Source organism: Pseudomonas sp. YQ_6, assembly GCF_043103245.1.
Taxonomy (GTDB): domain Bacteria; phylum Pseudomonadota; class Gammaproteobacteria; order Pseudomonadales; family Pseudomonadaceae; genus Aquipseudomonas; species Aquipseudomonas alloputida.
The window spans coordinates 23,613-40,398 of sequence record NZ_JBICJR010000059.1; the positions used below are offsets into that span (position 1 = coordinate 23,613).

Consider the following 16,786-nt stretch of genomic DNA (forward strand, 5'->3'; position numbering starts at 1 on the left):
GTATCAGCCGTGTGCCTGTAAGGCACCGAGCATCAGGTCGAGGTTTTGCACGGCAGCACCAGAGGCACCTTTGCCCAGGTTGTCGAACACTGCGGTGAGCAGTACCTGGCCATGCTCGGGGTTGGCGTACAGCGCCAGGCGCAGGTCATTGCTGCCGTTCAATGCCTCGGGGTCGAGGTTTGCCGCAGCGCGGCCCTGATGCAGAGGCATCACCTGAACATGGCGGGCACCCTGGTAATGCTGTTCCAGGCAGCCTTGCAGCTGCTCGGCGCTGACCTGTCCAGGCAGCAGGCGAAGCTGCAGCGGAATGCTCAGCACGATGCCTTGGCGGTAGGCGCCATAGCCGGGCATGAACATCGGCCGCGCCGACAACCCCGCGTGCTGCTGGATCTCCGGTACGTGCTTGTGCGCCAGCTCCAGGCCATACAGCTGTAGCGCAGGCGCTTTGGCGGCGCCGGGCTGTTCGTGCCGCTCGACCGCCGCGCGACCACCGCCGGAGTAGCCAGACACGGCGTGAATGTTCAGGGGGTAGTCTGCAGGCAGCAAGCCAGCCTTGACCAGTGGGTGCAGCAGCGCGATGGCGCCGGTGGGATAGCAGCCGGGATTGCTGACACGCGTGCTTTGCGCGATGCGCTCGGCTTGCTGTTCGTCAAGCTCCGGCAGGCCATACACCCAGCCTGGTGTGGTGCGGTGCGCCGAGCTGGCGTCGATCACCCGCACCCGTGGGTTGTGGATTGCGGCCACGGCCTCGCGGGCGGCGTCGTCGGGCAGGCACAGCAGGGCGATGTCGGCGCTGTTGATCGCTTCGCAGCGGCGTTGCGGGTCCTTGCGCTCGGCCTCGGGGAGGGTCAGCAGGCGAAGATCGCTACGGCCCTGCAGGCGGGCATGGATCTGCAGGCCTGTGGTGCCTTGGTCGCCGTCGATGAAAACAACAGGGGTGTGCATGCTCGGGGTCCGGTTGGGGAAAGATAGCCTATGCTCGCCCGTAGCGTTGGTAATGAAAATTTGAATATGATGATCGATACATTCAGGTTTTCTGAATGAGTTTTGAAACGCGTGGTGAACCTGTGGGTTTACTCGCAAAAGGGCCGGCTCTGAACAATGCGCGAAATCAGCCTCGACCGCCTCCGCACATTGGTGGTCATCACCGACCTGGGCTCCTTTGCCGAGGCCGCCCGCCAGCTTAACCTGGCGCCGCCCACCATCAGCTTGCACGTGGCCGAGTTGGAGGCGCGTATCGGCGCCCCGTTGCTCACCCGCACCCGCGGCCAGGTGCGGCCTACCGTCATCGGTGAAACACTGCTGGGGCGTGCCCGGCGCCTGCTGGCGGACGCTGACCTGGCGCTGGACGAAGTACGCCGACAGGTCGCAGGGTTGACCGGGCGTGTGCGCCTGGGCGCCTCCACCGGTGCCATCGCCCATTTGCTGCCACAGGCGCTGGCACGCCTGCGTGTGGAGCACCCGGGGATCGATGTGCAGGTCCAGGTGCTGACCTCCCGGGCGTCGCTCGCGCGCTTGCGTGAGGGCACACTGGATATCGGCCTTGTGGCCTTGCCGCAGGTGGCCGGCAAAGGGCTGACGGTCACCCCCTGGCGGCGCGACCCGATCCTGGCGTATGTGCCGGCCGACTGGCAGCCACCGGCCAGGATCACCCCGGCGTGGCTGGCGCAACGGGCGTTGATCCTGAACGACAGCACCACCCAGCTGTCGCGGGTTACCGGCGAGTGGTTTGCAGCGGCGGGGTTGTACCCCGAACCGCGGATCGAGCTGAACTACAACGATGCGATCAAGAGCCTGGTCGGCGCCGGGTACGGGGCGACATTGTTGCCGCAGGAGGGGGAGGCGACCGAACTGGACCGGCGCATTGCCCGCCGACCGCTGCGGCCGGGGTTGTGGCGGCAGTTGGGTATTGCGTGTCGGGAAGGGCAGGTGGAGCGGGCCACGGGGTATGTGCTGGAGGCGCTGGAACGGTTGCGGTAGGGGCGGTTCCGCTGCGGCAAGACCTGTGGCAGGCCTACACGTTCCAGCCCCGACGCCTTGCCGAACTCAGAACCAGCGATCGTTCTTCTTGCGCCCACGGGTCAGTGCCGGCAGGATCAGCCCCGCCAGCAAGCCTGCACCGGCAATGCTGCCGCCATACACCATGTAGCGCATCATCACCTGCTTGTTCTCATCCCCCAGGCGGGCCTGGGTATCGCGCAGGTCCGACTGGCTCTGATCGAGCTGCTCGTTCAGTGCCTTGTTGCGCGCCTCCAGCTCGTCAATCAGCTGCTTGCGCGAATCAAGCGTTTCCTGCATGCCCTGTACGCGGTTCTTCCAGCTGTCGTCGATGGTCTTCAACTGCCCGGTCAGTTCGGCGACCTGGGCATCGAGCAATGGCAGGCGCTCGTTCTGCCCGGGTACTGTCTGCAGGTCGTTGCTGAGGATCCACACCACATCGCCGTTCTGCCCGCGCACCTGGCTGTAGTTGCCTTGGCTGCCGAGCAGGGTCAGCTTCTGCCCGGACTTGAGCGTGCCGACAATGCGGTGCCCGTCGGTCGGGCCGCTGCGCACGTAGGTGCTCAGGCTGTCACTGACCCAGCGTGCATCGCTGGCAGGCTCTTCGGCGTGCACGGGTGCGACAAGACTCACCAAGGCGGCAATCAGGCCGATGCGCAGGGCAGGGAGGGCGGAAGGATTGGGGCGGGAATCGGGCATGTTGGGTCTTCACTGAAACAGGACAAAAAGTAGGCCCGGTGACTGGGCCGATGAACCGGTCGGTGAGTTGACCGTCAGCGAAAGACCGTTTTTTTGTCGGCAGGTTCACTACCTGATGTCGGAAATGTCTGCAGAACCGGTACGCCGGGGCTATGGGGCTAGACTCAAGGCTCACCTTCGATCTTGGAGCAAGACCATGACTGCCAAGAATACCATCTGCCTGTGGTACGACCACGATGCCGAAGAGGCGGCGAACTTCTATGCCCGAACTTTCCCCGATAGCCGGGTGGTCGCTGTGCACCAGGCACCCGCCGATTACCCTTCAGGCAAGCAGGGCGATGTGATCACCGTGGAATTCACGGTAATGGGTATCCCTTGCGTGGGGCTCAATGGTGGCTCGGCCTTCAAGCACTGTGAGGCATTTTCGTTCCAGGTCAGTACCGCGGACCAGGCAGAGACCGACCGCTTGTGGGATGCCATTGTCGGCAACGACGGCGAGGCCAGCGTTTGCGGCTGGTGCAAGGACAAATGGGGGATTTCGTGGCAGATCACTCCACGCATCCTCATCGAAGCCATCGGCCACCCCGACCGTGCGGCGGCCAAGCGTGCGTTCGAGGCCATGATGCAGATGGGCAAGATTGATGTGGCCAAGATAGCGGCGGCGTTGAAAGGTTGAAGCGGGTCTGTGTTTCAGCAGGCGCGGTCTCGCATCGCGAACGGGCTGCGTGGCAGCCCGTGGTTTTCGGGTTGTCGCCGTCAGTTGCTGGTTACTTCGGCCTCTGCCGCTGTCTTGGCCGACGCCTTCTTCTCCTGCACCACAATGTAGAACTCCTCCCCATGCTTCACCGCGCCATACAGTACGGCCTTCTCGATCAGCTCGTTGCCGCGCAGGTGGCGCAGCATCATCGGGTCCTTGCGCAGGTCGCGGTACAGCGCCAGGCATAGCAGCACCATCACCACCACGAATGGCAAGGCCACGACGATGGTCAGGTTCTGCAACCCGGTCAGCGCTTCGCCAGGGTTACCTGGGTCGCCGATCGCCAGCATGATGGCCGCCACCGTACCGGTCAGCGTCCCCCAGAAAATCACTGTGCGTCGCGATGGAGCGGTGGTGCCGTGTTCCGACAGCGTGCCCATCACCAGCGAGGCGGCGTCGGCACCCGAAACAAAAAAGATGCCCACCAGGATCATCACCAGCACCGAGGTGGCCGAGGCCAGCGGGTAGCTGTCCAGCAACTGGTACAGTGCGTGGTTGCTGTTGACCGCACCGTTGGCCAGCTGGAAGGCGCCCTCGCGCACGGCCTCGATGGCGGCGCCACCGAAGATGGTGAACCACACCAGGCTGACCAGGCTTGGCACCAACAGCACCCCGGTAACGAACTGGCGAATGGTGCGACCGCGGCTGATGCGGGCGATGAACATGCCCACGAAAGGCGTCCAGGAGATCCACCAGGCCCAGTAGAACACGGTCCAGCCGGCCAGCCAGCTGTTCATCTGCTCGCCGCCGCTGGCGTTGGTGCGGGCCATCATTTCCGGCAGCATCTTGATGTAGATGCCGAGCGAGGTCGGCAACAGATTGAGCATCAGCAGCGTCGGCCCGACCATGAACACGAACACCGCCAGCACCAGTGCCAGCACCATGTTGGTGTTGGACAGCCACTGGATACCCTTGCCGATGCCTGACACCGCCGAGGTCACGAAGGCAATGGTCAGCAGGGTGATGATCGAGATGTAGAACAGTTTACCGGGGCTTTCGATCCAGCCGTTGTATTCCAGGCCGCCGGCAATCTGCAGCGCCCCAAGGCCCAGCGAGGCGGCCGAGCCGAACAGCGTGGCGAAGATCGCCATCATGTCGATAAGGCGGCCGAGGGGGCCGTTTGCGTGCTTGCCGATCAACGGCCGGAAGGCGGCGGAAATCAGCTGCGAGCGGCCACGGCGGAAGGTGCCGTAGGCAATTACCAGGCCGACGATGGCGTACATGGCCCAAGGGTGCAGGGTCCAGTGGAACAAGGTGGTGGCCATCGCCACCTGCATCGCTTCGCTGGTCTGCCCGCTGGCCGAGCCGGGCGGCGGCGATATGTAGTGCGACAGCGGCTCGGCCACGCCGAAGAACATCAGGCCGATGCCCATGCCGGCGCTGAACATCATCGCTACCCAGGACACCGTGCGGAACTCTGGCTGTTCGCCATCGCGGCCCAGCGGCACCCGCCCGTAACGGCTGGCGGCCAGCCACAGCACGAACACCACGAAGAGGGAGGAGGTGAGCACGAAGAACCAGCCGAAATTGAGAATGACCCAGGATTGCGCGCTGGAGGCGCTGCTGGCCAGGCTGGCCTGGTTGAGGAAGCCCCAGAGCACGAAGGCGATGGTCAGGAGGCTGGTGAAACCAAAGACGATCCAGTCAAGCTTGCCCTCGAAATGCCGATCCTGGCGGGCTTCTGCGGTTTTCGAGGGGTCTGTGACGCCAAGATCGAGTGTTTCGGGGATGTGTTCCTTTGCCATGTATGATGAGGCCCCATTTGTGTATTGCCTGAACGCGCAGGCTTGTTGTGTGGGCTGCCGAGCGCGATGACGGCCTCGGCGGGGTGGATTGCTGGCGGGATTATCCTGCGCAGCAGATAACGGCTCATGTCCCCATAACGCCATGGGGCGTCCATTGCGCGACTTGGCAAATACTTTTAGTTCTGGGGGCAATGGCCCTTTCTGTCTCGGCTTCTGGTACCCTGATAGGCATAACCCGGGACCGCACATACGAGCATCGTAGAAGCGCTGCTGCTTGCGGGCCTGGCCGCACCAGGAAACGGAGATTCGTCATAATGGCCACTGACCGTGTGAGCCTGATTCATTTCGATAAATTGAGCATGAGCCCTGCCGCTGCCGATCGGTTCCAGAAAGCCCTCGACGCGCTGGAAGCGCTCAAGCTGCAGGACCGTTACGTGTATCTCATCGCTCCTTATCTGGGTGATATCGCTGACGCCTCCGACGCCGAGCAACTGGCAACAGCCCTGGAGCAGGGCTTGCGCGTGGTCGAAGAGTTGCTGGTGGCCAGGTCGGTAACCAAGGTCAAGGCCGAGGAAGTGCGCCAGGTCTTCCACAGTGCTGGCGAACGTGCGCGGGCAGAACTGCCTGGCTGAGTAGTGGCATGGCCAAAGACATCGACAACCCCTGCGTCTCGTTATGCCAGCTCAACAGCGAACTGTGCGTGAGCTGCGGCCGTACCCGTGACGAAATCCGCAAGTGGCGGGGCATGAAGAGGCCCGAGAAAATGGCCACTGTGCAGCGTGCGGCGACGCGAATGAAGGCTATCGCCAAAAAGGTGGCCAAGCGGCAGAATGCCGGCTGAACCTGCGTGCAATTGACGCAGCCTTTCCTGACTGTCTGACGAGCCTGAAATGGATTCTCACTCGCTGTTCGCGTTTACCCTGGTCGCCGCCATCGCGATCGCCAGCCCCGGCCCTGCCACCTTGATGGCTATCAACAACAGCCTTGCTCATGGCCAGCGCAGTGCGATCTGGTCGTCGCTGGGCAATGGCACGGGTCTGTTCTGTCTGTCGGCAGCGGCCATGCTGGGGCTAGGCGCACTGCTGGCCAGTTCTGAGATACTGTTCAACGCCGTGAAGATCCTGGGGGCGGGCTATCTGTTCTACCTGGGTGCGCGACAACTGCTGAAGAAGAGCCCGATGCTGGAGCAGGGTGCCGCAGAGTGTGCGGCCAAGGTGCGGCCTACGCCGCTGAAACTGTTCAAATCGGCTTTTCTGACTGCAGTGACCAACCCGAAGGCGACCATGTTCTTTACAGCACTGTTCCCGCAGTTCATCGACCAAGGGGCTGCGCTATTGCCGCAGTTCCTGACCTTGACCGGGATCTTCGTGGCCTTGTCACTCACTTCACTGAGCGCGTATGCCGCCCTGGCTGCGCGGGCCAAGGGGGTGCTGACCCGGCCATCGCTGTCGCGCTGGGTGAACCGGGTGGTGGGCACCACCTTTATCGGTTTTGGCGCGGCGATCCTGGCGATGCGACGGCAGGGTGCCTGAAAAGCCCAGTTTGTCGCCGGCCGTGCAGGCGCTCACTGTCTGTCCTTCGGCAGATTTATCAACGGGACGATGAAAGGCTCGTCTGCGGGTTGCTGATGGTCCAGACTGTCTACAGCGCGCAGATGATAGCTGCAGGTGACCACGGCAGGTGGCAGCCTTTGGCCACTACGCCGGATCGCCGGGTGTTTCATGTGCCGAGGGTCGTAGATGATCGAGCGTTGCTTTCGCCACGTCTTGCTCCTGATGTGCCTGTCACTGCTGCCCCTGGCTGCCACAGCGGATGATGGATGCCTACAGTTGACCGCCACAGGCAACCCGGAATACCCCCCGTACCTGTGGCGCGACCCGCTGAACCCTCAACGACTGATCGGTGCCAATGCCGACCTGCTCAAATACCTGGGCAAGCAGTTGGGGATGGACATAGAGGTGGTTTACGCCGGGCCGTGGTCGCGAGCCCAGGAAGAAGTGCGCACCGGGCGGATCGACTTGATGGCCGGGTATTTCCTGACCGAAGCGCGCCGACAGCATGTGGACTTCATCGCCCCGCCGTTTTTGCGCACACCCAGCGTCATCTGGGTGCGCCAGGACAATGCCTTTGCCTACCAGCAATGGGCCGACCTCAAAGGCCGCAAGGGTGGCACTCTGGTCAACAACAGCCACGGCCAACAGTTCGATGAATACGCTCAGGCCAATCTCACCCTCGAGGCGGTGCCCACTGCCAGGCAGGCGTTCGAAAAGCTGATGCACAAGCGCAGCGATTACGTGGTGTACGAGCAGTATCCTGGCATGGCGCTGGCGCGCACATTGGGCATCGCTGCCGCTGTGCAGGTATTGCAGCCACCGGTTTCCAGCGAAGGGTTGTACCTGGCAATCTCACAAGAGTCGCCTTGCAACCGGCCACTGCTGCGTGAGGCGCTGGCGCGGGAGATGGCGAAGATCGTTGGTGGGGCCTTGCCCGAGCAGTGGTTGAAACAGAATCTGGAGCGGTGGCAGTGACAGAGTGGCTCATGCGCTGCGCGGTTTTTGTGGGCGCAGCCTCGCGTCGGTACATGTGCCACTCCAATTCAACGCATATGCAAGATGATGGGGCTGCTGCTGGCCGGGTCGGTATGCCCACGCAGCTTGCCTACCGCCTGCGCATCCACCGCCCCCCCTTGGTTGCCCCAGGCCGTACGCACAAAGCTGAGCACGTCGGCAATCTCCTGATCACTCAACTGTTCGCGCAAAGCCGGCATGCGATAGGCATCCGGCACCCCTGCAGCCACCACTCGCTGCGAACCATTGAGCGTGATATTGATTGCCGAGGCGTCCTCCTTGGCCAGTGCCGAGGTCGCCCCGGCCAAGGGCGGCATCCATTCGGCCTGGCCCTTGCCGTCCAGGCCGTGGCATGACGCACAGCGTGTCACGTAGGTGCGCGCTCCTGGGCTGTCCAGCCGTGTCGCTAGCGATTCGGCCTGGTATTGCCATGGTGCGCCGTCACGTTGAGGGTCGCCGGGCAGCGACTTCAGGTAGTGGGCGATGGCAGCCAGGTCGTCGTCACGCATGAATTGCGTGGAGTTGTTGAACGCCTCGGTCATCGAACCATATACCACTGCATGCCGGTTGCGTCCGGTCTTCAGAAACTGCGCGATCTCTGCCTCGCTCCAGCGCCCCAGCCCGGTGTTGTGGTCGGCGCGCAGACTGGGTGCATACCAGCCGTCGAGCAGTGCGCCGGACAGGAACGGCTTGCCGCTGTCATCCAGCGCCTTTTCATTGAAGGCCAGGCCACGTGGCGTATGGCAACTGCCGCAGTGTCCGGGGCCCTGGACGATATAGGCGCCACGGTTCCACTGTGCATCCTCCCCGGCCTTGTCGGTGTAAGGCGTGGTGGCGGCGAACAGGCCGTTCCACAAGGCGATGGGCCAGCGCAGGTTCAGCGGCCAGGGGATGTCGCTGGCCAGGTTGGCCTGCCGCGCCGGTTGCACGCCGTGCATGAAGAACGCATACAGCGCCTTGACATCATCATCGCTGAGCTTGGCGTAGGACGGGTAAGGCATGGCCGGGTACAGCCGTCGGCCACCAGGCGCGACACCCTGGCGCACGGCGCGTTCGAAGTCGGCCAGGGTGTAGTTACCGATGCCGCTGTCGCGGTCGGGGGTGATGTTGGTGGCGTGGATCGCCCCCAGCGGGGTGGCCATTTCCAACCCGCCGGCGAACGGTTTGCCATCCGGCAGGCTATGGCAGGCCACGCAATCACTGAGCCGGGCTACGTATTCGCCGCGGCTGACCAGCGCCGGGTCGGCAGCAGTGGCCTGTGCGTCGGCAAACGGCGATGCGGGTTCACGGGTGACATACCAGGCCAGCAGGCCCGCCGCGACCAGGCACGGCAGCGCCAGCCAGCCAGCGGTTCTTGCGAAACGATGGGTCATGAGGCGTCCCTTGTGCGATCAGCTGAAGGTGTGGCGGCTCAATGGCAAACTGCGCACGCGCTGGCCAGTGAGCTGCGCGACCGCATTGGCCACCGCCGGGGCCACGGCGGGCAGCGGTGGTTCGCCGATGCCGCCCATCTTCGCCCCGCTTTCGATGATGCGCACATGTACCCGCGCCATGCGCGAAGGCGGCAGGATCGGGTACAGGTCATAATTGCGTGCGCGCGGCTTGCCATCCACGTACACCGCTTCTTCCACCAGCGTCTGCGACAGGCCCAGGGCGACGGCGCCGTTAACCTGATGCTCGATGATCGCCGGGTTGACGATGCTGCCCGGGTCGATGGCTTGCCAGATGTCGTGCACCCTGACCTGGCCGTTGTCTATGGAAACCTCTGCAATGACCGCAGCCTCCGAGCCGAACGGTGAGGCCATGGCCACGCCGCGTGCGCGCTTGCTGCCGTCCTCGGCGGTGAACGGTCCGCGCTTCCAGCCCCCGGACAAGTCGGCCACTGCGTTCAGCAGGTTGGTCAGTCTCGGGTTGTCGCGCAGCAGGTGCAGGCGCAGTTCAAACGGGTCCTTGCCGCCTTTGTCAGCCAGTTCGTCCAGGAATGATTCGTAGAAGAAGTCGTTCAGCGAGTTACCTACCGAGCGCCAGTAACCGAGCATGGCCGGGCCTTTGACATAGATCTGGGCGATGCGCTTGTTGGCGATGGCGTAGGACTTGCCTGACAGCCCCTCAAGCGCGGTCGGGTCGATCTTCTCCCCTTGTTTTCCAGCAAGGGCTTCGGTTGGGCCCTCGGTGGCGCTTACCGCTTCGAGCGCCACTGGCATACCGTCTGCGTCCAGCCCGGCGCGGAACTTCACCACTGCGACGGGGCGCAGTACATCGCGCAAAAACTCCTCCTCGCGGCTCCAGATAAGCTTCACCGGCCGGCCAACCGCTTTGGCCAGGGCAATGGCCTGCGGGTAGGGGTTGGCAGAGTCGTACAGGAAGTGGCGGCCAAAGAAGCCGCCCAGCAGCGGCGAGTGCAGGTTGATTTGTGCAGGCTCCAGCCCGGTGCGTCTGGCAATGTCGTCACGGAACATGTCCGGGGCCTGGTTGGGCAGCCAGACGTCGAGGCTGCCGTCTGGGTTGAAGCGGGCGAGGGCGGACGGTGGCTCCAGCTGGGCATGGTTCAGGTACTGGTTGTGGTAGCTGGCCTCGACCTGGGTCTTGGCGTTGGCCAAGGCGCCGGCAATATCCCCTTCGTTCTCTTCATCACGGGACGGCCCTTGCACCGTCGCGAGGTGTTCGCGCCAGGCGTCGCTGGAAAAATCGGCCGGCATCGGGCGCACTTTGCTGTCGGCGGCCGGTTCTTTCCAGTCTACCTGCATCGCCTCCACTGCACGCTTGGCGTGCCACCAGCGCTCGGCGACCACAGCCACGGCGCCTGGCAACTGATGCACAGAATGTACGCCTTTCATGGCCTTGACCTGGTCTTCGTTGCGCAGGCTGCCAACTGTCATGCCCAGGCGCGGTGCATGCTGCACGGCAGCGTGGAGCATGCCGTCGACTTTGATGTCGATGCAGTACTGGGCCTTGCCGGTGGACTTGTCGTAGGCATCCAGGCGGCGTACGGGCTTTCCAATCCAGCGAAACTGGCTGGGGTCACGCAGCTTGACGCTGGCCGGGTCGGGCACCGGCAGGTCCATGGCGCGACCGGCCAGCTCACCGTAGGGTACGGAACGTCCGGTCGTGGTATGTACTACGTTACCCGGTGTAGTAGAAAGCTCATCGACCGGTACACCCAAGTGTTCGGCGCCCGCCTGCAGCAGCATGCCCCGGGCGAGCGCGCCCAGACGGCGCATGGTCGGGTAGCTCATGCGCACCGACATGCTGCCCCCGGTGATGCGCATGCCGTTCTCCATCACCACGTAGGCTTCGCCCGGTGGTGCGCTATCGACCACGAAATGGGCCGGGTCGACATCCAGTTCTTCACCCACAATCTGCGCCATGGCGGTGAACGGGCCTTGCCCGCCTTCCATGAACGGACTCAGCAGGCGCACCGTACCGTCCGGGCGAATCTCCAGAAATGCAGGCACCTGGGTGCCTCGTTCCGCAGTTGCCGCAGCGGCGGCTGCCTGCACGCGGGCCGGGCCCATGGGTAAGCCGAAACCTAGCACCAGGGCACCGACTGCGGTGCCGGCAAGAAAGCGCCGGCGTGAAAGATTGATCGTTTCGCCCCGCTGCAGCCTGAGCAGTTCGGCAGGTGTATCGACTGGCGTGTTCATCAGGCCTGCTCCCCCTGGGCCAGGTCATGCACGGCGGCATGGATGGCGTTGTAGGTGCCGCAGCGGCACAGGTTGACCATGGCTGCATCGATCTGCGCATCGCTGGGTTTGGGTGTGTGCTTGAGCAGCGCCGTGGCTGCCATGACCTGGCCGGACTGGCAATAGCCGCATTGAGCCACCTGGTGCTCGACCCAGGCGGCGACCACCCGTTTGCCGACTGGGTCGGCCTCGATCGCCTCGATGGTGGTGACCTCACGCCCCACCACACCGGCCACCGGGGTGACGCAGGCGCGCACGACATTGCCGTCCACCAGCACCGAACAGGCGCCGCATTGGGCCAAGCCGCAGCCATACTTGGTGCCGGTCAGCCCCAAGTCATCGCGGATTACCCACAGCAGGGGCGTGTCGGCGTCCGCCTCGACCTGATAGGTCTTCTGGTTGATGCGTAGTTCCATGGTTTCACCTGCCCGTCACGGTTGTTGTCGCTGTGTTTTTTCTGCATGGGGAATACGTTGTCCCCCGGTGCAGAAACGCTAGCACAGGAGGATGACCGCTGGTCTGGTGGCGGAGGTGGCTTCAGAGGATCAGGCAAGTAATCCGGCGGAATACGCAAGCCAGCTTCGAAAAATCAAGCCTGCGGTCGGCGTTGAACAGGACTTGCGCAACGAAAACCCGGATAATGCCGGCCAATTTCGTTTTGCACGCTTAAATCACGGTAATCCCGCATGGAAATCAAGGTCAATTTTCTCGACAATCTCCGTCTCGAAGCCAAATTCGATGACTTCACGGTGATCGCCGACCAACCTATCCGCTACAAAGGCGATGGTTCGGCCCCAGGCCCGTTCGACTATTTCCTGGCGTCTTCGGCCTTGTGCGCGGCTTACTTCGTCAAGCTCTACTGCCAGACCCGCGATATTCCCACCGAAAACATCCGCCTGTCGCAGAACAACATCGTCGATCCGGAAAACCGCTACAACCAGATCTTCAAGATCCAGGTCGAACTGCCCGAAGACATCTCCGACAAGGACCGTCAAGGCATCCTGCGCTCCATCGACCGCTGCACGGTAAAAAAGGTGGTGCAGACCGGCCCTGAGTTCGTGATCGAAGTGGTCGACAACCTCGATGCCGATGCCCAGGGGTTGCTGATGCCGGTGTCGGACACCAGCACCTATATCCCCGGCAAGGACCTGCCGCTGGAGCAGACCATTGCCAACATGTCGGGCATCCTCGCCGGGCTGGGGATGAAGATCGAGATCGCCTCGTGGCGCAACATTGTCCCTAACGTCTGGTCGCTGCACGTACGCGATGCGCAGTCGCCGATGTGCTTTACCAACGGTAAAGGGGCCACCAAGGAGGCTGCGCTGGCCTCGGCGCTGGGCGAGTTCATCGAGCGCCTCAACTGCAACTTCTTCTACAACGACCAGTTCTGGGGCGAGGACCTGGCCAACGCCCCGTTCGTGCACTACCCGAACGAACAGTGGTTCAAGCCGGGCCCGCGCGACGCGCTGCCGGCCGAGATCCTCGATGAGCACTGCCTGGCGATATACAACCCTGACGGGGAGCTGCGTGGTTCGCACCTGTATGACACCAACTCCGGTAACACGGCGCGGGGCATCTGTTCGCTGCCGTTCGTGCGCCAGTCCGACCAGCAGGTGGTGTACTTTCCGTCCAACCTGATCGAAAACCTGTTCCTCAGCAATGGCATGAGCGCGGGCAACACCTTGGCCGAGGCGCAGGTGCAGTGCCTGTCGGAAATTTTCGAGCGCGCGGTGAAGCGCGAAATCCTCGAGGGCGAGTTGTGCCTGCCGGACGTGCCGCAAGAGGTGCTGGCCAAATACCCAGCGATCCTCGCTGGCATCCAGGGCCTGGAAGAGCAAGGCTTCCCGGTGCTGGTCAAGGATGCGTCGCTGGGGGGCGAGTTCCCGGTCATGTGCGTGACCTTGATGAACCCGCGCACGGGTGGCGTGTTTGCCTCGTTCGGTGCCCATCCGAGCCTGGAAGTGGCGCTGGAGCGCAGCCTCACCGAACTGCTGCAGGGTCGCAGCTTCGAAGGCCTGAACGACCTGCCGCAACCCACCTTCGAAAGCCATGCGCTGACCGAGCCGAACAACTTCGTCGAGCATTTCATCGACTCTAGCGGCGTGGTGTCGTGGCGCTTCTTCAGCGCCAAGGCCGACTTCGAATTCGTCGAGTGGGACTTCTCCGGGCACGGCGAGGACTCCAACCAGCAGGAGGCCGCGACGCTGTTCGGCATCCTGGAAGACCTGGGCAAGGAAGTGTACATGGCGGTGTACGACAACCTTGGTGCCACCGCGTGCCGTATCCTGGTGCCAGGCTACTCGGAAATCTACCCGGTCGAGGACCTGATCTGGGACAACACCAACCGCGCCTTGTCGTTCCGTGCCGACATCCTCAACCTGCACAGCCTCGACAGCCGCTCGCTGAAGCTGCTGCTCAAGCGCCTGGACAACTGCGATGTGGATGACTACACCACCATCACCACGCTGATCGGTGTGGAGTTCGACGAAAACACAGTGTGGGGCCAACTGACCATTCTCGAACTGAAGTTGCTGATCTGCCTCGCGGTGCAGCGTTTCGAGGATGCCAAGGAACTGGTCGAGGCATTCTTGCAGTTCAACGACAACACCGTAGACCGCGGCCTGTTCTACCAGGCGCTGAACGTGGTGCTGGAAGTGCAGTTGGATGACGAACTGGAGATGGATGACTACGAAGCCAACTTCCGCCGTATGTTCGGCAATGCGCGCATGGACGCGGTATTGGGCTCGTTGGACGGCAGTGTGCGCTTCCATGGCCTGACCCCGACCAGCATGAAGCTCGAAGGCCTTGATCGCCACCTGCGCCTGATCGACAGCTACAAGAAACTGCACGCGGCCCGGGCCAAGTTCGCCTGACAGGCGCTGCGCCCAATCACCGCCGGCAAGCCAGCGCCACAGGTATTGCACCGCTCTTGAGATTTGTGCCGAACCTGTGGACGCTGGCTTGCCTGCGATAAGTCAGGAGCCGTCCTACAGCCCTTTGATCTGGGCGCCATCCTCATTCTGTCTTGCCGCGTTGCCATCCAGGGGCGTAGCGTTCTCTTCCTATCCACTTCAGGTGGTGACTATTCGGGCTTAGCAGGCCCAACTTCGAAAGCCTCCGCCGGTGGTGGCGCTGCACGGACATTGAAAAGCTTGCAGACACAGTACCAACAGAGAGCGACGGTCAGGTTGTAGGGGAACAGCACCGCCCAGAACGGCAATTGCCAGTTCTTTTTGCCCTGCATTTCACCGGGCTCGCCGGTTCGCCAGGGGGCATAGTGGCGCCAGGCTTCTGCCGGGGTCAGGCAGATGGCGTGCAGTGGCTTGTGCCACCAGTTGGGTTCACCGGGCGGGGGGAGTTTGTCCGGGCCGTGGTCCATGAAGTGGCGCAGGTATTCCCACACTTCGGCGACATGCTTGACGCCGGGTTCGGTGGGTTCGTTGCTGTCGACCCAGAGGCAGTCTTTTTGATGCAGGCTGCCGTCTTCGCGGCGGGGGGCGAAGGCGAGGGCATAGCTGGTAGTGAAGGAGGAACCACTGAATTCTGTGCGACTGAAAAGACCGCCTGCGACTTGGCTCCAGTCAAATATTATGAGTTTTTTGAATCGCTTATAGTAGATTTTCTTTGTGTGTCGATTTAAATATATGTTCGATAAGTTTTTTATGAAAAGTATTCTGTAGGCTAAGAATGGGGTAAAAATAAAGGGGAGTGAGATCAGGATGGCAACGAAAATGTCGCCGCCGTTGATTGAGTAGTCTATATTTTCATTAATGAGATTGTAACATGATAATATCCAGGTAAATAGAAACATGGCAGTGTAGATTTTTCCCATGAATACAGAGTCGGACACCCAAGGGTTGCGCAGGCATAAGTGTGAACTGGTTGTTTGGATAAGTTGTCCGGAAATTTTTGGCTTGAATCCTGAATTGTGGGCTTGAGTAAAAAGCCAGATAGTCGCCATAGGTTTAGCGTTCCAGATGAATAGTGGTAGTAGAAGGAGTGTCGTCATCCAGTCCTTGGTTGGCATAGTAATTAATCGTTAGCGTGGCAGACCTGATTTGTCTAGCATCAGTTTTGTAATGAAGTAATAAACCTGCTTGGGTGATATGGCAGTCAGGGGTTATTTGGAGTGGGGTTGTCTGCCTGTCGAGATTCTGGCTCACTAAACTCCCTGACCATTCGCTTTGACCTACTACGAATTCTGGTAAAAGTATAGTTAGCTCGAGTGTTGCGTTTTGTTTAGTGACCTGGGTATGGATAATTGTTGCCCAGTCAGGTGTTGGCCATTTGTTATTTATATCCAAATGTGTCGTTAGGGCGCCTAAGCCGAGCTGCTCAGAGTACGGTGCCAACAATGCTTTCGGTGAGAAAAATTCAATCTGCCATGACTTGATTTCTTCGTGGATGTGGCGAAAGGGTGGCAATTTTTTATCAAAGTCTAACTTTATATTCTCCCGTATTTCTCCATCGTTTTCCCTTGTTCCGAAGATGCTTCTGCTGGCCCATAATTCTAAAGGGCTGTGAAGGCGGGAGTGAGCTTTTGAGTAGAGGAATAGACCTCCACCGATCAAAGTTGCTCCGATCAAGGCGATTCCAGCTGCTGTCCAGCCTGCAAAGGGAATGAGGACTGTCGTGCCTGCGATGGCAAGGCTTCCTTCTAGAACAAGAATCGAACCTAAAGCAGTAGTCGCGCTGGCAGCCGCTGTATATAAGCCTGAAATAAGATTGCCGTTCTGCCATTGACGTATTGCCTTAAAAATATCTGAGGAAAACCCCATTATTATCGCCGGGTAGCCTGATGCCCGCGCGAAAAGATTACTCGTCAGAAAGTTGATGATGCCGTTACCAAAGGCCATGCCTGGCGCCGTTGAGATCCACTTCAACATCATGGCCTTTTGCGTCGCCCGCACGCTGACCAACGTTGCCGCCGCTGCACCAATCACCCCGAACACAGATGAAGCGAACCCCAGGGTGTATTCCGGTGCATCGCTCTTTTGCAGGCTGTTGTAAGCCGTCTTGAGCGATAAGATGTTGAACCACAGCATCCCCGCGTTTAAACCACCACCACCGCCGGAGGTGAGCAACCCAAGGAAGTTGGGTTTCACACGCGCAGTAATGGTCAGCTCGATAGACACCGTGCGGCTACCCGAGATGCGCAACGCTTTCATCTCTTCAACCTGCGCCATGCCGCTCTTCAAATACCGCTGCACCTCCTGGCTAAAGGGATTTTCCGTAATGGCCTGCTCGGTGATTCGATAGCGTGCCGCCAACAACCCCAGTGCTTTCTCGGCATTGGCCTCACGCGCTGCCAGCAACACTTGCTGGCGCAGGCCATGG

At 61.4% G+C, this 16,786-nt stretch carries 15 protein-coding genes and 1 pseudogene; 8 read left to right on the forward strand and 8 right to left on the reverse strand.

Annotation, left to right across the window (positions count from 1 at the left end):
* Positions 1–3: 3 nt before the first annotated feature.
* A complete protein-coding gene (argC, locus tag ACF8FG_RS20485) occupies positions 4–945 on the reverse strand; it encodes an N-acetyl-gamma-glutamyl-phosphate reductase (RefSeq protein ID WP_014590655.1) in 942 nt (313 codons plus the stop codon).
* A 156-nt stretch (positions 946–1,101) separates the two neighbouring features.
* Between argC and ACF8FG_RS20490 the strand changes: the two genes are divergently transcribed.
* Entirely contained in the window at positions 1,102–1,980 is an 879-nt protein-coding gene (locus ACF8FG_RS20490; protein ID WP_070383798.1) for a LysR family transcriptional regulator, read from the forward strand.
* 66 nt (positions 1,981–2,046) lie between these two features.
* Here ACF8FG_RS20490 and ACF8FG_RS20495 read toward each other — a convergent pair whose 3' ends face one another.
* Entirely contained in the window at positions 2,047–2,697 is a 651-nt protein-coding gene (locus ACF8FG_RS20495; protein WP_014590657.1) for a TIGR04211 family SH3 domain-containing protein, read from the reverse strand.
* A gap of 196 nt (positions 2,698–2,893) precedes the next feature.
* Between ACF8FG_RS20495 and ACF8FG_RS20500 the strand changes: the two genes are divergently transcribed.
* Positions 2,894–3,373 carry a VOC family protein gene (locus ACF8FG_RS20500; protein WP_014590658.1) on the forward strand — a complete coding sequence of 160 codons (480 nt, stop codon included), beginning with the start codon at positions 2,894–2,896 and terminating at the stop codon, positions 3,371–3,373.
* Positions 3,374–3,453: 80 nt separating this feature from the next.
* Here the strand turns inward: ACF8FG_RS20500 and ACF8FG_RS20505 are convergent, their stop codons facing one another.
* Positions 3,454–5,199: a BCCT family transporter gene (locus ACF8FG_RS20505; RefSeq protein WP_014590659.1), complete on the reverse strand. Its 1,746-nt coding sequence runs from the start codon at positions 5,197–5,199 to the stop codon at positions 3,454–3,456.
* Positions 5,200–5,513: 314 nt separating this feature from the next.
* Here ACF8FG_RS20505 and ACF8FG_RS20510 point away from each other — a divergent pair, with 314 nt between their 5' ends.
* The 4 genes from ACF8FG_RS20510 to ACF8FG_RS20525 all read left to right on the forward strand — a co-directional run bounded on the left by ACF8FG_RS20510 (position 5,514) and on the right by ACF8FG_RS20525 (position 7,727).
* Positions 5,514–5,831, forward strand: a complete 318-nt coding sequence (locus ACF8FG_RS20510; RefSeq protein WP_004577480.1) for a hypothetical protein — start codon at positions 5,514–5,516, stop codon at positions 5,829–5,831.
* An 8-nt stretch (positions 5,832–5,839) separates the two neighbouring features.
* Positions 5,840–6,040: a DUF1289 domain-containing protein gene (locus ACF8FG_RS20515; protein ID WP_014590660.1), complete on the forward strand. Its 201-nt coding sequence runs from the start codon at positions 5,840–5,842 to the stop codon at positions 6,038–6,040.
* A gap of 49 nt (positions 6,041–6,089) precedes the next feature.
* The gene (locus tag ACF8FG_RS20520) at positions 6,090–6,731 is read left to right on the forward strand and encodes a LysE family translocator (protein ID WP_014590661.1); all 642 of its coding nucleotides are present in this window, start codon (positions 6,090–6,092) and stop codon (positions 6,729–6,731) included.
* A 207-nt stretch (positions 6,732–6,938) separates the two neighbouring features.
* On the forward strand, positions 6,939–7,727 hold the full coding sequence (locus ACF8FG_RS20525) for an ABC transporter substrate-binding protein (RefSeq protein WP_014590662.1): 789 nt from the start codon (positions 6,939–6,941) through the stop codon (positions 7,725–7,727).
* 68 nt (positions 7,728–7,795) lie between these two features.
* On the opposite strand, the gene ACF8FG_RS20530 is transcribed toward ACF8FG_RS20525, so the two are convergent.
* Genes ACF8FG_RS20530 through ACF8FG_RS20540 form a run of 3 tightly spaced genes read right to left on the reverse strand, consistent with a single transcriptional unit; the run spans position 7,796 to position 11,865 of the window.
* On the reverse strand, positions 7,796–9,139 hold the full coding sequence (locus ACF8FG_RS20530; RefSeq protein WP_318081870.1) for a cytochrome c: 1,344 nt from the start codon (positions 9,137–9,139) through the stop codon (positions 7,796–7,798).
* A gap of 18 nt (positions 9,140–9,157) precedes the next feature.
* On the reverse strand, positions 9,158–11,410 hold the full coding sequence (locus ACF8FG_RS20535) for a molybdopterin cofactor-binding domain-containing protein (protein ID WP_014590664.1): 2,253 nt from the start codon (positions 11,408–11,410) through the stop codon (positions 9,158–9,160).
* A complete protein-coding gene (locus ACF8FG_RS20540) occupies positions 11,410–11,865 on the reverse strand; it encodes a (2Fe-2S)-binding protein (protein ID WP_003256023.1) in 456 nt (151 codons plus the stop codon). The genes ACF8FG_RS20535 and ACF8FG_RS20540 overlap by 1 nt, the downstream gene beginning before the upstream one ends.
* Positions 11,866–11,956: 91 nt before the next feature.
* On the opposite strand from ACF8FG_RS20540, the gene ACF8FG_RS20545 reads away from it, so the two are divergent.
* Together ACF8FG_RS20545 and ACF8FG_RS20550 are read left to right on the forward strand one after the other, a co-directional pair.
* Positions 11,957–12,202, forward strand: coding sequence for a hypothetical protein (locus ACF8FG_RS20545; protein WP_392519165.1), 246 nt, complete (start codon positions 11,957–11,959; stop codon positions 12,200–12,202).
* Entirely contained in the window at positions 12,136–14,322 is a 2,187-nt protein-coding gene (locus ACF8FG_RS20550; protein ID WP_014590666.1) for an OsmC domain/YcaO domain-containing protein, read from the forward strand. Before ACF8FG_RS20545 ends, ACF8FG_RS20550 begins: the two co-directional genes overlap by 67 nt.
* Positions 14,323–14,531: 209 nt before the next feature.
* Here ACF8FG_RS20550 and ACF8FG_RS20555 read toward each other — a convergent pair whose 3' ends face one another.
* Together ACF8FG_RS20555 and ACF8FG_RS20560 are read right to left on the reverse strand one after the other, a co-directional pair.
* Entirely contained in the window at positions 14,532–15,410 is an 879-nt protein-coding gene (locus ACF8FG_RS20555) for a DUF6708 domain-containing protein (RefSeq protein WP_392519166.1), read from the reverse strand.
* 4 nt (positions 15,411–15,414) lie between these two features.
* Positions 15,415–16,786, reverse strand: a pseudogene (locus ACF8FG_RS20560) (hypothetical protein); the annotation flags it as partial.

Bases quoted from the DNA above. Each gene is read 5' to 3' on its own strand.
- ACF8FG_RS20550 (WP_014590666.1), top strand. From the start codon at position 12,136: ATGGAAATCAAGGTCAATTTTCTCGACAATCTCCGTCTCGAAGCCAAA.
- ACF8FG_RS20525 (WP_014590662.1), top strand. From the start codon at position 6,939: ATGATCGAGCGTTGCTTTCGCCACGTCTTGCTCCTGATGTGCCTGTCA.
- ACF8FG_RS20510 (WP_004577480.1), top strand. From the start codon at position 5,514: ATGGCCACTGACCGTGTGAGCCTGATTCATTTCGATAAATTGAGCATG.
- ACF8FG_RS20530 (WP_318081870.1), bottom strand. From the start codon at position 9,139: ATGACCCATCGTTTCGCAAGAACCGCTGGCTGGCTGGCGCTGCCGTGC.
- ACF8FG_RS20515 (WP_014590660.1), top strand. From the start codon at position 5,840: ATGGCCAAAGACATCGACAACCCCTGCGTCTCGTTATGCCAGCTCAAC.
- ACF8FG_RS20490 (WP_070383798.1), top strand. From the start codon at position 1,102: ATGCGCGAAATCAGCCTCGACCGCCTCCGCACATTGGTGGTCATCACC.
- ACF8FG_RS20520 (WP_014590661.1), top strand. From the start codon at position 6,090: ATGGATTCTCACTCGCTGTTCGCGTTTACCCTGGTCGCCGCCATCGCG.
- ACF8FG_RS20500 (WP_014590658.1), top strand. From the start codon at position 2,894: ATGACTGCCAAGAATACCATCTGCCTGTGGTACGACCACGATGCCGAA.
- ACF8FG_RS20535 (WP_014590664.1), bottom strand. From the start codon at position 11,410: ATGAACACGCCAGTCGATACACCTGCCGAACTGCTCAGGCTGCAGCGG.
- ACF8FG_RS20505 (WP_014590659.1), bottom strand. From the start codon at position 5,199: ATGGCAAAGGAACACATCCCCGAAACACTCGATCTTGGCGTCACAGAC.
- ACF8FG_RS20540 (WP_003256023.1), bottom strand. From the start codon at position 11,865: ATGGAACTACGCATCAACCAGAAGACCTATCAGGTCGAGGCGGACGCC.
- ACF8FG_RS20545 (WP_392519165.1), top strand. From the start codon at position 11,957: ATGACCGCTGGTCTGGTGGCGGAGGTGGCTTCAGAGGATCAGGCAAGT.
- ACF8FG_RS20495 (WP_014590657.1), bottom strand. From the start codon at position 2,697: ATGCCCGATTCCCGCCCCAATCCTTCCGCCCTCCCTGCCCTGCGCATC.
- argC (WP_014590655.1), bottom strand. From the start codon at position 945: ATGCACACCCCTGTTGTTTTCATCGACGGCGACCAAGGCACCACAGGC.
- ACF8FG_RS20555 (WP_392519166.1), bottom strand. From the start codon at position 15,410: ATGGCGACTATCTGGCTTTTTACTCAAGCCCACAATTCAGGATTCAAG.